Origin of the sequence: Bradyrhizobium quebecense, assembly GCF_013373795.3 — a bacterium.
In the GTDB taxonomy this organism is placed as follows: Bacteria; Pseudomonadota; Alphaproteobacteria; order Rhizobiales; family Xanthobacteraceae; genus Bradyrhizobium; species Bradyrhizobium quebecense.
In genome coordinates, this window is sequence record NZ_CP088022.1 from 2673880 (window position 1) to 2687122 (window position 13243).

Here is a 13243-nt window from a genome sequence, read left to right on the forward strand (position 1 = left end):
GAGGAGAGAAAATCTACGTCGTGCGCTTCGCCTCATTCCACAGCGCGTCCATTTCCTCCAGCGACGCGCCCTCGAGCGAGCGTCCCTTCGCAGCGAGGGCCTTTTCGATATAGGCAAACCGCCGCTCGAACTTTGCGTTGGTCGCGCGCAGCGCGGTTTCCGGATCGGCGTCGACGTGGCGGGCGAGGTTGACCAGCGCGAACATCAGGTCGCCCGTCTCCTCCGCGATCTCGGCTCTGTCGTTGCGGTCGAGCGCGGCCTCGATCTCGTCGGCCTCCTCGCGGATCTTGGCGAGCACCGCGCGCGGGTCGTTCCAGTCGAAGCCGACCGTGGACGCCTTGCGCTGCAGCTCCATCGCGCGTGTCAAGGCAGGGAGGCCCGCCTTCACGCTGGCGAGCAAGGATGTGTGCGCGGTCTCGTCCGGCGGCCGCCGCGCGGCGCGCTCGGCCTTCTCCTCGGCCTTGATGCGCTCCCAGGCGCTCTTGACGCCGGCGGGCTGGATGTTGCCGTCCTTGTCGGCAAAGACGTGCGGATGACGGCGGATCATCTTCTTCGTGATCGCCTCGACCACGTCGCCGAACGCAAACGCGTTCTGCTCCTCGGCCATCCTTGCGTGATAGACCACCTGCAGCAGGAGGTCGCCGAGCTCCTCGCGTAAATCCTCGAAATCGCCGCGCGCGATCGCATCCGCGACTTCATAGGCCTCCTCGATCGTGTAGGGCGCGATCGTTTCAAAATTCTGTTCGAGGTCCCAGGGGCAGCCGGTCACCGGCGTGCGCAGCGCAGCCATGATCTCGATCAGGCGGGAAATGTCGCGGGAAGGGGTCATCGGGCACCGGACTGTGAGCGGTATATGCCTTATGCCAAATCAGCCCCGTCGATCCCAGCAAAACGCGCCGGAATCGCGGCGCTGTCCACCGATTGGCCGTCGCGCCAAGGAGTGGTAAAGCGCGTTCCATGACCGATCAGAACAATTCCGACACCGCGCTGGTGCTGTTTTCCGGCGGCCAGGATTCCACCACCTGCCTGGCCTGGGCGTTGGACCGCTTCGCGCGCGTCGAAATGCTCGGCTTCACCTACGGCCAGCGCCACGCGATCGAGCTCGACTGCCGCGACCGCCTGCTGGACGGCATCAGGGCTCTGCGGCCGGACTGGGCAGCAAAGCTCGGCGATAGCCACACGCTCGCGATCCCGACGCTGTCGGAGATTTCGGATACCGCGCTGACCCGCGACGTCGCGATCGAAATGGGTGCGGACGGATTGCCCAACACCTTCGTCCCCGGCCGCAACCTCGTGTTCCTCACCTTCGCGGGCGCGCTGGCCTATCGGCGCGGCATCCGCCACATCATCGCCGGCATGTGCGAGACCGACTATTCCGGCTATCCGGATTGCCGCGACGACACCATCAAGGCGTTGCAGTCCGCGCTCAGCCTCGGCATGGCCAGGGACTTCGAACTGCACACGCCGCTGATGTGGCTCGACAAGGCCGCGACCTGGCGGCTCGCGCACGAACTCGGCGGGGCAGGGCTGGTCGATCTGATCCGCGAGCACTCGCACACCTGCTATCTCGGCGAACGCGGCGCCCAGCACGATTGGGGCTATGGCTGCGGCGAATGCCCGGCCTGCAGCCTGCGGGCCAAGGGCTGGCGGGAATATGTCGCGCAGGGCAATCGCGCCAGCGGCTGACGTTTCCGCATCGGAACCGCACTCCCCCTCTGTTTCCTGCGGGCATGGGCTGATAGCCCTCCGCAGAGGCGCACTACCAAAATATCGAAAACAACCCCATGCAAAGGTGAAGGCGGCCGCCGGCGTTCGACACGGCAACTTGACACGTCGGGCAAATCAGCGATATTATTCTATTATTCAGAAATAGTGCAGGCGCGGCTCGACCGGGCGACCCGGTACGCTGCTGCTTCTCGACTCCAGCACTCCTGTCTCTGGAATACTGGATCACCCGCATACGCATACGCGGGTGATGACAGCGCGTGGTGTGACCATGCGATGACGGAACGAGGGCGTTTGCCGCTACTCAAAATCCGCCGCCGTCAGCTCGATCGGCTTGCCATGCGGGGTACGGTCGGCGGCGCGGTCCCAGGCGTCGCGGTAGCGGTGCAGCGTCTCCGGTGTCGTGACGCCCTTGGTGGCCACGAGGTGTTCGAGGGTCGCGAGCCAATGCTGGTAATAGGTCTCGCCGGTGTCGGGATCGCCGGCAGCCTGCGCGCGCTTGATCTGATCGGCCAGCGCCGCGGCCCATTCGGGCCAGGTGAACACGCCGCGGTCATGCAGCGTCAACGCCATGGCGAACGCCTGCGCCTCCCACGGTGCGCGGAACACCGGGCCGTCCTGATCGCGGGGAATGCTGGACACGGCGCTGGTCGCGCGCGCGGCGGCGCCGGCATCCATCAGATCGCCTCCAGATACGGTTCGAACGCGTCGATCGAGACCTTGATGGTCGGATCGGAGTCCGGCCCCCACAATTCGCGTCCATCGAACACGACGGTGTACAGCCACTGCGGATGCTCGCCGGCGTCGTTCGCCGCGGTATCGGGAAACACGTGACAGCCATGATCGCGCTCGACTACGCCGACATGACCGCGCACGTAGCGCGGCAGCCGCGTGTGGGTGGCGGGATGGATGTTCTTCGCCCGCACCCGATCGCCGGCCTTGAACTTCGCAGCCGCCGGCGCGGCGCGGCCGAACTTGCCGCGCACCATGATGCGCTCGACGTCGGCGATCGAGAACTTGCCGTGCTTGAGCGATTTCGCCGGCGCGACGGCATGTCCGGCGGCGACGTCGTCCTTCGAGATATAGCCCTTGTCGAGTAGCAGCGCTTCCAGCCCGAGCAGCCATTTCCTGTAATAGGAGCTCGACAGATAGACCTGCGGGGGCAGGGTCTCGCGATAGAAGCGTGACGCGTCGATGCTGAAGGCGCCGGCCGCGCCCATCGCGCGGACCATGGCGAGCACCCGCGATTCCCATTCCTGATGGAACATCGGCTCGTTCGGCTCGGGCTCGACCTTGCCGAACCCGTCCATGCCACCCATGTCGTGGACGCCGTTCACGACGGTGCTCCCGGGGTTTTCGGGAAGCCGGTGCCGATCATGGAATCGCGCGTCACGAGGTCGACGAGCTGTTCTTCGCTCCAGCCTTCAGTGCCCGCGGGCCGCATCGGCAGCACAAGGAAGCGTGTTTCAGCCGTAGAGTCCCAGACCCGGATTTCGGTCTCCTTCGGCAGGCTGACGCCGAAATCGGCGAGCACGCCGCGCGGATCCTTGACCGCGCGTGACCGATACGGCGAGGCCTTGTACCAGACCGGCGGCAGGCCGAGCATCTCCCAAGGGTAACAGGAGCACAAAGTGCAGACGACCATGTTGTGACGGCCAGGCGTGTTCTCGATCGCGACCAGATGGTCGCCGACCCGGCTGACATGGCCGAGGGTGCCGACCGCCTTGCTGGCGTCCTCGAGCAGCGCCTTCTTGAAGGCGGGATCGGTCCAGGCCTTGGCGACGACCCGGGCGCCGTTATGCGGGCCGATCTTCGTCTCATAAGCCTGCACGATGGCGTCGAGCGCGGCAGCCTCGACGTAGCCCTTCTCGGTCAGGATCGATTCCAGCGCGCGCACGCGCAGTTCGGTCTCCGACAATTCGGAATGGTCGTGATCGTGGTGGTGATGATCATGTTCGCTCATGCCTACAGAATAGGCGAAATCGCCGTGCTATGTCGAGGCAAGCAGTACACAACATGCGAGCGGGGAGGTATGCGTGGTTGACGATGTGACGATCGAGAAGGGCCTCGGACCGGAGGGCCGCATCGCGGTGGTGCGGTTCGACCGCGGCGACGGTATCAACGCGCTGTCGCCGGAGGCGCTGCGGCAATTGACCGATGCGGCGCGCAGTTTCGAGGACGATGGCGAAACCTCGGTGGTGGTGCTGACCGGCGGCGCCAAATCGTTCAGCGCCGGCTTCGACCTCAAGGATGCCGAAGGGCGCTCGCGCAAGACGATGGATATGGGCATGCTGCGCCGTCACCTGAAGCTCGGGCCGCGGCTGACGCGCGCCTGGCAGGAGATGGAACAGGTCACGATCGGCGCGATCGAGGGCTTCTGCGTCGGTGGTGGCGTGGCGCTCGCGGTCGCGCTGGACTTCCGGGTGATGGCGCGCGACGCGCATCTGCGCGTACCGGAAATCGCGCTCGGCATGAACATGAGCTGGCAGAGCGTGCCACGCATGCTGCATCTGATGGGACCGGCGCGCACCAAGCAGGCCGTGATCCTGGCCGACGACCGGATCTCGGCCGGCGAGGCTTACGAATGGGGCCTGGTAGAGCAGGTGGTTGATCCGGGCAAATCATATGACGCCGCGATGGCGCTCGCGGCCAAGGTCGCCGCCCAGCCGCCGATTTCGGTCGCGATGACCAAGCTGACGGTCAACCGGCTGGCGCATGCGCTCGACGATCTCGCCAGCCACATGGATCTCGACCAGTTCGCGCTGGCGAGCCTGACCGACGATCACAAGGAGGGCGTCGCGGCCTTCCTCGGACGGCGCAAGCCGCGCTTCAGGGGACGCTGACGGGTGTACCTAGCCTAGCGTTTGGTGATGCGGTCGCGGGCGGCGAGGTCGGCCTCCCAACCGAACACCGAGCGGCCGTCAAGCGCCGGCGAACGCGCGCGCTCGTTGGCGACGTAAGCATCGAAGGACCGACCGGTTGCGGTCAGCTCCAGCCTGCGGGCCTGGTCATCCAGCCGCTTCAGCGCCTGCAACTCCTCGTCGCGGCCGAGCTTCGCCTGCCGTACCGCCGATTTCAGCACGCCGATGGTCTCGTCATAGACCTTGATCGGCACCGGGAACGGATGACGGTCCTTGCCGCCATGCGCGAGCGAGAAACGCGCCGGATCGCGGAAGCGATACGGCGTCCCGTGGACGACCTCGGCGACCATAGCGAGCGACTCGACGGTGCGGGCGCCGACGCCCGGCGTGAGCAGCAGCTCGGGGAAATCCAGCGGCCCGCGCTCGGCCGCGGCGGCGAGGGTGCCGTGCAGGCGGCGGATGAAGACGTCGCTGGAGCGCACATCGTGATGCTCGGGCATGATCAGGTGCAACAGATCGCCCTGCGCCGCCACCTGCTCGGTCAACTCGGCATATTCACGCGCGATGCCATCGGGACCGAGCGCGGCGAGCAAATCGAGCTGAGCCTGGCGCGAGGCGTCGGCGCGGTGGTCGGTGAGATTGACGATCTCGCCCTGCGATGGACCGTCGATCGCGCTGTGCGGCTCGTCGACGAAGCTGCGCAGCCCCTCGGAATGCCAGTGGTAGCGTCGTGCCTGCTGCTTGTGATCGTTCATGCCTTGCTGGACCACGGTCCATTTGCCGTCCGCGGTGACGAAGAAGCCGTGCAGGTAGAGCTCGAAGCCGTCCTGGACCGCAGCACTGTCGACCTTGGCGACCAAGCGGCTGGCGCGGGTGAGGGCAACGCCGTCGACGCCGGTCCGGTCGCCCAGCGCCGACAATTCGTCCGGCGTGCGCCGCGAATGCTTGCCGCGGCCACCGCAGACGTAGATGCCGAGTTCGTCCTGCAGCGGCGCCAGCCCGCGCTTGAGCGCGCCGATGACGCTCGTGGTGATACCAGACGAATGCCAGTCCATGCCCATCACGGCGCCGAACGACTGGAACCAGAACGGATGCGAGAGCCGCTGCAGGAACGCGTCACGGCCGTAATGATGGACCACAGCCTGCGTGATGATCGCGCCCAGCGTTGCCATGCGCTCGGCGAGCCACGGCGGCACGCGTCCACCATGGAGCGGGAGATCAGCGCTGCCGGTACGTCGGGCCATTGGTCTCCAAGTCTCGAACTGGTGTCGTTGAGTCGGGGGCAGACTATCAGGCAAAGCCTTCGGGGGTTGTTGAATCCCCGCATAAGACCGACACACAGAACGGAATTCCTTAGCTTTTTCTTGAAAGTTTCCCTTCATAAAAAAGCGCGAAATCCTCCATAAGAGTGTCGTAACGGGGTGGTTCCCCGACATAAGCTTGTCGCGCCTTCTGGAAAATCTCGGAAAACCCGAAATCATGATCATGGACCGTGGAATTGCCGGCGCGATGGGCAAGGGCGCTCTGTCTGGGCCTCGTTCGCCGCGTCTCAACCGCCGGGCGTTTCTATTCGGCTCCGCTGCCGGTCTTGCCGCACTGGGCCTAGCCGGTTGTGCATCCGACTACATGAGCCTGGCCGAGGCGGAGAAAGTCTACGGGCCCGTGCCTGACGAGAAATTCCCGATCCCTGCGGTCGATGTTAGCAAGGTCAAACCGCAATATTTTCGCAAGACAGTGCGCTACGACAGCGATGAGGCACCCGGTACGATCATCATCGATCCCAGCAAGTACTATGTTTACCGCATTGAAGGAGAGGGAAACGCGACCCGCTATGGCGCCAATGTCGGCCGCGATGGATTCCGGTGGAGCGGGGAGGCTTATGTCGGGCGCAAAGCCGAATGGCCTACCTGGACGCCACCCAAGGAGATGATCGCGCGCCAGCCGGAGGCAGGCAAATATGCCCGCGGCATGCCGGGAGGTCTCGACAATCCACTCGGCGCCCGCGTGCTCTACCTCTATCAAAACGGGGCATATACGCTTTACACGATCTATAGCACCAGCGCCCCCGAAACCATCGGGAACGGCATCACGAGCGGCTGCACCGGCCTCCTCAGTCAGGACATGATCGACCTCTATTCGCGAACGCCTCTCAAAACCAAGGTGATCGTGCTCCCGGCCTAGGCAACGGCAGGCCGAGGATGCGCTCGCATCGGAGCAGGCGGCCGTCGCAGGGGATCGCAATCACGCACGATGCGGACAAGAAAATGAGCCTTCCGCGGGTCTTTCGATTGCGCCGCCTTCGCCATCTTCGGCAGCGTCTACACCGGCGGCTATGACCGACACCGGCGTGTCGCAGACGTCGCAAGGTATCGCCCAACTCGGTGGTCAGCCGGACATACCAGGAGCCGACCTTAGGGATCGCAGAGATGCGTTGCGACGGCCTATGGGATGAAATGCGAACCGTATAGGGGAAGCCACAGCTGGGCCACCAAACCGGATCGACTTCCATATCCGAAATTCGCATAAGGTATATTATGGAATATTTATATCTACAATTAGATCAGATATTTAGTGGGAAATCTTCGCACCAGCCCGCAGCTTGGCGGCTGTCCGGGCTTGTCTCGGTCGTTGGTCGAGCTCGTCGAGACACGCCAGCGATCCACGCGCACGCATCTCGTCAGAAAGCCGATATTGCCGCGGCGTACGGACGCTGCAATAAGCGCCAGCTGTGCAGAGATCGCTGGTGACCCCGCGGCATCAGGTCCGTATAGGATGGCATCTCAGAACAACAACAAGCCTCTCGAGGGAGCAAACCCAATGAGCTTTTCACGACGCACGCTGCTGAAGGTTTCCGCCGCTTCCGCCGTCCTGGGCGGAATTGGCGCGCCGTACGTCGCGCGCGCCCAGTCGGCCGAGTTCTCGTACAAGTTCGCCAACAACCTGCCGGAGTCGCATCCGTTCGTGGCGCGCGCCCGGGAGATGGCGGCGGCGATCAAGACCGAGACCAACGGCCGGTTCGACCTGCAGGTGTTCCCGAACAGCCAGCTCGGCTCCGATACCGACATGCTGAGCCAAGTGCGCTCCGGCGGCGTCGAGTTCTTCACATTGTCCGGCCTGATCCTGGCGACCCTGGTGCCGGCAGCCTCGATCAACGGCATCGGTTTCGCATTCCCGGACTATCCCACGGTCTGGAAGGCCATGGATGGCGAGCTCGGCGCCTATGTGCGCGGCGAGATCAACAAGGCCGGCCTCGAGGTCATGGACAAGATCTGGGACAACGGCTTCCGCCAGACCACGTCCTCGACCAAGCCGATCAACGGTCCTGACGATCTCAAGGGCTTCAAGATCCGCGTGCCGGTGTCGCCGCTGTGGACCTCGATGTTCAAGGCGTTCGATGCATCGCCCGCCTCGATCAATTTCAGCGAGGTCTATTCGGCGCTGCAGACCAAGATCGTCGAGGGCCAGGAAAATCCGCTGGCGCTGATCTCGGCGGCGAAGCTGTACGAGGTGCAGAAATACTGCTCGATGACCAACCACATGTGGGACGGCTTCTGGTTCCTGATGAACCGCCGTGCCTGGGCGGCGCTGCCGGACGATATCAAGACCATCGTCGCCAAGAACGTCAACGCGGCCGCCGTCAAGGAGCGCGAGGACACCGAGAAGCTCAACGCCACCGTGAAGCAGGAGCTCACCGGCAAGGGCCTCGTGTTCAACCAGCCCGAGGTCGGGCCGTTCCGCGACAAGCTGCGCGCCGCCGGCTTCTACGCCGAGTGGAAGGGCAAGTACGGCGAGAAGGCCTGGGATCTGCTCGAGAAGTCCGTCGGCAAACTGTCCTGATCGATCAAGCGGGAGGCGTGCCATGGCTCATGTCGAGATGACGCCGGCCGTGGCCGGCGAGGCGGCGTCACAGCCCCCTCGCCGCCGCTCTGTTCTCGGTTCCATCGAGGCGACGCTCGGATGGCTGGTCGAAATCCCGGCGGCGATCCTAGTCGTCGCCGAGGTCGTCATCCTGTTCGCCGGCGTGGTGTCGCGTTACGTGCTGCATGCGCCGCTGATCTGGTCCGACGAACTGGCGTCGATCCTGTTCCTGTGGCTTGCGATGCTGGGTTCGGCGGTCGCGTTCCGTCGCGGCGAGCACATGCGGATGACAGCGCTGGTCGCAAGCGCAGGGCCCAGGCTGTGGGGCTATCTCGACGTGGTCGCGACCTGCGCCGCGCTGGCGTTCCTGATCCTGATCGTGCGGCCGGCCTATGAATACGCCTACGAGGAAAGCTTCATCACGACGCCGGCGCTGCAGATCTCCAATACCTGGCGCGCGGCGGCGCTGCCGGTCGGCACCTGCCTGATGGGACTGTTTGCGCTGCTGCGGCTGGCGCGGGTCGGCGACATCAAAACCTTCCTGCTGGCCGCGCTGACGGTCGTCGCGTTGATCGGCGTGTTCTGGCTGGCGCAGCCGATGCTGCGGCCGCTCGGCAACCTCAACCTGATCATCTTCTTCGTCGGCGTGGTCGGCTTCTGCGTGTTCGCCGGCGTGCCGATCGGCTTTGCCTTCGGCATGGCGATCTTCGGCTATCTGGCGCTGACCACGCGGACGCCGCTGATGGTGCTGGTCGGCCGGATGGACGAGGGCATGAGCCACCTCATCCTGCTGTCGGTGCCGCTGTTCGTCTTCCTCGGCCTGCTGATCGAGATGACCGGCATGGCGCGCGCGATGGTGGCGTTCCTGGCGAGCCTGCTCGGGCATGTCCGCGGCGGCCTGCATTACGTGCTGGTCGGCGCCATGTATCTGGTGTCCGGCATCTCCGGATCGAAGGCTGCCGACATGGCGGCCGTCGCACCCGTGCTGTTTCCGGAAATGAAGGAGCGCGGCGCCAAGCCGGGCGATCTGGTCGCCCTGCTCGCCGCCACCGGCGCCCAGACCGAAACCATTCCGCCGAGCCTCGTCCTGATCACGATCGGTTCGGTCACCGGCGTCTCGATCTCGGCGCTGTTCACCGGCGGTCTGCTGCCTGGCGTCGTGCTGGCAATCACGCTGTCCGGACTGGTGTGGTGGCGCTACCGCGGCGAGAACTTGAGCCACGTGCAGCGCGCCACCGGCAGCGAGATCGGCAAGGCGTTGATATTCGCCCTGCCCGCATTGGCCCTGCCCTTCGTGATCCGCTACGCCGTGGTCGAAGGCATCGCCACGGCCACCGAAGTCTCGACCATCGGCATCGTCTACGCCTTCGTCATCGGCCTGTTGATCTACCGCAAGTTCAACTGGCGGCGGCTGGTGCCGATGCTGATCGACACGGCGTGCCTGTCGGGCGCGATCCTCTTCATCATCGGCACCGCGACCGGCATGGCCTGGGGCCTGACCCAGTCCGGCTTCTCGCGGGCGCTGGCGGCGTCGATGACCGGGCTGCCGGGAGGTTCGGCGACCTTCATCGCGGTCTCGATCCTGGCCTTCGTGATCCTCGGCAGCGTGCTGGAGGGCATTCCGGCCATCGTGCTGTTCGGGCCGCTGCTGTTTCCGATTGCGCGCCAGGTCGGCGTCCACGAGGTGCACTACGCCATGATCATCATCCTGGCGATGGGCATCGGATTGTTCGCGCCGCCGTTCGGCGTCGGCTATTATGCCGCCTGCGCCATCGGGCGCGTCGATCCGGCCGAGGGTATCCGGCCGATCTGGGGTTACATGCTGGCGCTGTTGATCGGCCTGATCATCGTCGCCATCTTCCCCTGGATATCGATTGGATTCCTTTGAGACCTAGCGGATTGGATAGAGCCATGAGTGCAGCTCAAAACCAGTACTCGATCGGGCTGGACAAGACGCCCGCCAACTACGTGCCGCTGACGCCGCTGAGCTTCCTGGCCCGCTCGGCCGCCGTCTATCCCGACCATGTCAGCGCGGTCTATGAGGGCCGCAGCTTCACCTGGAAAGAGACCTACGAACGCTGCAAGCGCTTTGCGTCCTATCTTGCAGGCCACGGCATCGGCCATGGCGACACGGTCGCGGCGATGCTGCCGAACATCCCGGCGATGAACGAACTGCACTTCGCGGTGCCGATGACCGGCGCGGTACTGAACGCGCTCAACATCCGCCTCGATGCGGCGTCGATCGCGTTCCAGCTCGATCATGGCGGCGCCAGGATCATTCTGGTCGATCCCGAATTCTCCGGCGTGATCGCGGAAGCCCTGACCCTGATGAAGGGCCCAAAGCCGTTCGTGATCGACGTCGACGATGCCGCCTTCGCCGGCGGCGAGCGGATCGGCGAGATCGAGTATGAGGCTGCGGTCGCCTCCGGCGATCCCGCATTCGCCGAGCGGCCGCCGGCCGACGAATGGGATGCGATCGCGCTGAGCTATACGTCGGGCACGACGGGCAATCCGAAGGGCGTCGTCACCCATCACCGCGGCGCCTATCTCAACGCCGTCAGCAACATCCTCGCCGGCAATCTCGGCCAGCATCCGGTCTATCTTTGGACGCTGCCGATGTTTCACTGCAACGGCTGGTGCTTCCCCTGGACGATCGCGGCGACCGCCGGCGTCAATGTCTGCCTGCGCAAGGTCGATCCGGCAAAAATCTTCGAGCTGATCCCGAAACACGGCGTCACCCACATGTGCGGCGCGCCGATCGTCTACAACACGCTGATCAACGCGCCCGATGCGCCGAAGGGCGGCAAGGCGAAGCCCGTCGTCGGCCTGATCGCTGGTGCCGCGCCGCCGGTCGCAGTCCTCGAGGGCGCCGAGCGCATCGGCATCAAGCTGACCCATGTCTATGGGCTGACCGAAGTCTATGGGCCCGCCTCCGTCTGCGCCGAGCAGCCGGGCTGGGACGAACTGTCGGCCGATGCGCGGGCGCAGCTGAAGCGACGCCAGGGCGTGGCCTACCCGCTGCAGGAAGACGTCACCGTGCTCGACCCCGAGACGATGCGCGAGGTGCCGCGCGACGGCGAGACCATCGGCGAGGTCATGTTCCGCGGCAACATCGTGATGAAGGGCTATCTGAAGAACGAGAAGGCGACGCAGGAAGCCTTTGCCGGCGGCTGGTTCCACACCGGCGATCTCGGCGTGCTCGACGAGCACGGCTACGTCATCATCAAGGACCGCTCCAAGGACATCATCATCTCCGGTGGCGAGAATGTCTCGTCGGTCGAGGTCGAGGATATCCTCTACAAGCACCCGGCCGTGCTGTTCGCGGCTGTGGTCGCAAAGCCCGACCCGAAATGGGGCGAAGTGCCCTGCGCCTTCCTGGAGCTGAAGGACGGTGCCAAGGCGACCGAGGCCGAAATCATCGCCTATTGCCGCGAGCATATGTCGGGCTTCAAGACGCCGAAGTCGGTGGTGTTCGGCGTGATCCCGAAGACCTCGACCGGCAAGATCCAGAAATTCCTGCTGCGCAACCAGGTCGGATCGGCGAAGGCGATCTCGGCCTAAGGGCGCTCAGTCCTCGGCAAGGCGGCCGAGCAGCTCGTAGAGCACCGCTTTTTGGCTGGCCTTGAGCGGCGCCAGCGTGGTCGCAGTGCACTCGATCTCGATCGGGATCAACTGCTCGACCAGCGCAACACCGGCCGCGGTCAGGTCGATCAGGATCAGCCGCTTGTCGGTCGGGTCGCGCCGGGTCGTGACCAGGCGGCGCTTCTTCAGCCGCAGCACCACGTCGCGGATATTGGCCGGCTCCATCGCGACCAGCCGGCCGAGCAGGTTCTGCGACAGCGCCCCGCGCTCGTAGAGCCGGGCCAGCGTCGCGTATTGCGGCGCCGTCAGGTCGTAAGACCCGATCCGCTCGACCAGGTTCGACGAGGCGCGTTGATAGGCCCGGCGCAGCAGGAAGCCGACCTGGTCCTCCAGCCGGTAGTCCGACGCGCCCCGCCGAACCGGCGCGTCCGCTTTAGTCGACGTTCTCGGCATCGCGGTACATCACCTTGTGGCGCGTGGTCGACACCCATTCGTCGATCTGGGCTTCGGTCATGTAGTGCTGATCATCGAACCTGTTCCAGTTGCTGATGTCGGCAAGGCTCTTCTTCCAGCGCTTGTACGGCGGCTTGGCCGGCGGGCCGAAGCACATGATGTCGAGCACGGACAATTCGTCGGGGATGCCGAGCAGCGGCTTCATCGCTTGCTGGGCCTTCTCCTGCCCGATCGCGGTCACCCACCAGACGTTGTAGCCGAGCGCCGCCGCCGCCAGATGCGCCGACATCGTCGCCGCCGCCACGCTCTGCAGCAGGATGCGTTCGGCATTCTCCTTGTACATCTTGTCGAGCTCGGAGCCGTCGTTGAGCACGGGAAACGCCTTGACCCAGCGGAAGTCGCTGGCGACGACGATGAAGCCAGGCGCCGACGCGAGGCCGCGATAATCGGGCGTCGGAAACTTCATCTTGAGCCGGGCGCGTGCGACCTGCTCCTCGCGGAAGTATTCCGTGATCCTGTTCTTCAGATCCTGGTCGGTAACGGCAATGAAGTGCCATGGCTGGGCATTCGCGCCCGAAGGCGCGTGCCGCGCGGCCTCCAGGATCATGTCGTAGTGTTCTGACGGCATCGCGTAGCTGGAATCGAAGGCCCGGGTCGTCAGGCGGTTCTTCACGACATCCATCAGCGCGTCGTATCGCGTGCGATCGGAGTAGTCCCGCACTGCCAAAGCTTCCGCCATTGAGGCCTCCCGATATCGTTATGAT

13 protein-coding genes are annotated in these 13243 nt (G+C 64.9%); 6 read left to right on the forward strand and 7 right to left on the reverse strand.

Features of this window, described 5'->3' with window-relative positions; all coding sequences use genetic code 11:
* Positions 1-13 precede the first annotated feature (13 nt).
* Complete coding sequence (gene mazG, locus HU230_RS12820) at positions 14-829, reverse strand: nucleoside triphosphate pyrophosphohydrolase (protein ID WP_176531350.1); 816 nt, start codon at positions 827-829, stop codon at positions 14-16.
* Positions 830-957: 128 nt separating this feature from the next.
* Between mazG and queC the strand changes: the two genes are divergently transcribed.
* Complete coding sequence (queC, locus tag HU230_RS12825) at positions 958-1686, forward strand: 7-cyano-7-deazaguanine synthase QueC (RefSeq protein WP_176531349.1); 729 nt, start codon at positions 958-960, stop codon at positions 1684-1686.
* 339 nt (positions 1687-2025) lie between these two features.
* Here the strand turns inward: queC and HU230_RS12830 are convergent, their stop codons facing one another.
* From HU230_RS12830 to nthA, 3 genes are read right to left on the reverse strand one after another with little or no spacing between them, the layout of a single operon-like run.
* Positions 2026-2403, reverse strand: a complete 378-nt coding sequence (locus HU230_RS12830; RefSeq protein WP_176531348.1) for a nitrile hydratase accessory protein — start codon at positions 2401-2403, stop codon at positions 2026-2028.
* A complete protein-coding gene (nthB, locus tag HU230_RS12835; RefSeq protein ID WP_176531347.1) occupies positions 2403-3062 on the reverse strand; it encodes a nitrile hydratase subunit beta in 660 nt (219 codons plus the stop codon). Before nthB ends, HU230_RS12830 begins: the two co-directional genes overlap by 1 nt.
* Positions 3059-3688, reverse strand: coding sequence for a nitrile hydratase subunit alpha (nthA, locus tag HU230_RS12840; protein ID WP_176531346.1), 630 nt, complete (start codon positions 3686-3688; stop codon positions 3059-3061). Before nthA ends, nthB begins: the two co-directional genes overlap by 4 nt.
* Positions 3689-3761: 73 nt before the next feature.
* Here nthA and HU230_RS12845 point away from each other — a divergent pair, with 73 nt between their 5' ends.
* Positions 3762-4568, forward strand: a complete 807-nt coding sequence (locus HU230_RS12845) for an enoyl-CoA hydratase/isomerase family protein (RefSeq protein WP_176531345.1) — start codon at positions 3762-3764, stop codon at positions 4566-4568.
* A 14-nt stretch (positions 4569-4582) separates the two neighbouring features.
* Here the strand turns inward: HU230_RS12845 and HU230_RS12850 are convergent, their stop codons facing one another.
* Positions 4583-5830 carry a DUF763 domain-containing protein gene (locus tag HU230_RS12850; RefSeq protein ID WP_176531344.1) on the reverse strand — a complete coding sequence of 416 codons (1248 nt, stop codon included), beginning with the start codon at positions 5828-5830 and terminating at the stop codon, positions 4583-4585.
* Positions 5831-6065: 235 nt separating this feature from the next.
* On the opposite strand from HU230_RS12850, the gene HU230_RS12855 reads away from it, so the two are divergent.
* From HU230_RS12855 to HU230_RS12870, 4 genes are all read left to right on the forward strand, one after another.
* On the forward strand, positions 6066-6767 hold the full coding sequence (locus HU230_RS12855) for a L,D-transpeptidase (RefSeq protein ID WP_176535042.1): 702 nt from the start codon (positions 6066-6068) through the stop codon (positions 6765-6767).
* Between the two features lie 636 nt (positions 6768-7403).
* On the forward strand, positions 7404-8423 hold the full coding sequence (locus HU230_RS12860; RefSeq protein WP_176531343.1) for a TRAP transporter substrate-binding protein: 1020 nt from the start codon (positions 7404-7406) through the stop codon (positions 8421-8423).
* A gap of 22 nt (positions 8424-8445) precedes the next feature.
* Positions 8446-10332: a TRAP transporter large permease gene (locus tag HU230_RS12865; protein ID WP_176531342.1), complete on the forward strand. Its 1887-nt coding sequence runs from the start codon at positions 8446-8448 to the stop codon at positions 10330-10332.
* Positions 10333-10355: 23 nt separating this feature from the next.
* Positions 10356-12005, forward strand: a complete 1650-nt coding sequence (locus HU230_RS12870; RefSeq protein ID WP_176531341.1) for an acyl-CoA synthetase — start codon at positions 10356-10358, stop codon at positions 12003-12005.
* Between the two features lie 6 nt (positions 12006-12011).
* On the opposite strand, the gene HU230_RS12875 is transcribed toward HU230_RS12870, so the two are convergent.
* Complete coding sequence (locus tag HU230_RS12875; RefSeq protein WP_176531340.1) at positions 12012-12479, reverse strand: MarR family winged helix-turn-helix transcriptional regulator; 468 nt, start codon at positions 12477-12479, stop codon at positions 12012-12014.
* Entirely contained in the window at positions 12460-13218 is a 759-nt protein-coding gene (locus HU230_RS12880) for a nitroreductase family protein (RefSeq protein ID WP_176531339.1), read from the reverse strand. The genes HU230_RS12875 and HU230_RS12880 overlap by 20 nt, the downstream gene beginning before the upstream one ends.
* Positions 13219-13243: the final 25 nt, after the last annotated feature.

Excerpts from the sequence above, each read along its gene's own strand:
- HU230_RS12875 (WP_176531340.1), bottom strand. The coding sequence starts at position 12,479 with ATGCCGAGAACGTCGACTAAAGCGGACGCGCCGGTTCGGCGGGGCGCG.
- HU230_RS12860 (WP_176531343.1), top strand. The coding sequence starts at position 7,404 with ATGAGCTTTTCACGACGCACGCTGCTGAAGGTTTCCGCCGCTTCCGCC.
- HU230_RS12830 (WP_176531348.1), bottom strand. The coding sequence starts at position 2,403 with ATGGATGCCGGCGCCGCCGCGCGCGCGACCAGCGCCGTGTCCAGCATT.
- HU230_RS12880 (WP_176531339.1), bottom strand. The coding sequence starts at position 13,218 with ATGGCGGAAGCTTTGGCAGTGCGGGACTACTCCGATCGCACGCGATAC.
- mazG (WP_176531350.1), bottom strand. The coding sequence starts at position 829 with ATGACCCCTTCCCGCGACATTTCCCGCCTGATCGAGATCATGGCTGCG.
- HU230_RS12850 (WP_176531344.1), bottom strand. The coding sequence starts at position 5,830 with ATGGCCCGACGTACCGGCAGCGCTGATCTCCCGCTCCATGGTGGACGC.
- HU230_RS12870 (WP_176531341.1), top strand. The coding sequence starts at position 10,356 with ATGAGTGCAGCTCAAAACCAGTACTCGATCGGGCTGGACAAGACGCCC.
- queC (WP_176531349.1), top strand. The coding sequence starts at position 958 with ATGACCGATCAGAACAATTCCGACACCGCGCTGGTGCTGTTTTCCGGC.
- HU230_RS12855 (WP_176535042.1), top strand. The coding sequence starts at position 6,066 with ATGATCATGGACCGTGGAATTGCCGGCGCGATGGGCAAGGGCGCTCTG.
- HU230_RS12865 (WP_176531342.1), top strand. The coding sequence starts at position 8,446 with ATGGCTCATGTCGAGATGACGCCGGCCGTGGCCGGCGAGGCGGCGTCA.
- nthA (WP_176531346.1), bottom strand. The coding sequence starts at position 3,688 with ATGAGCGAACATGATCATCACCACCACGATCACGACCATTCCGAATTG.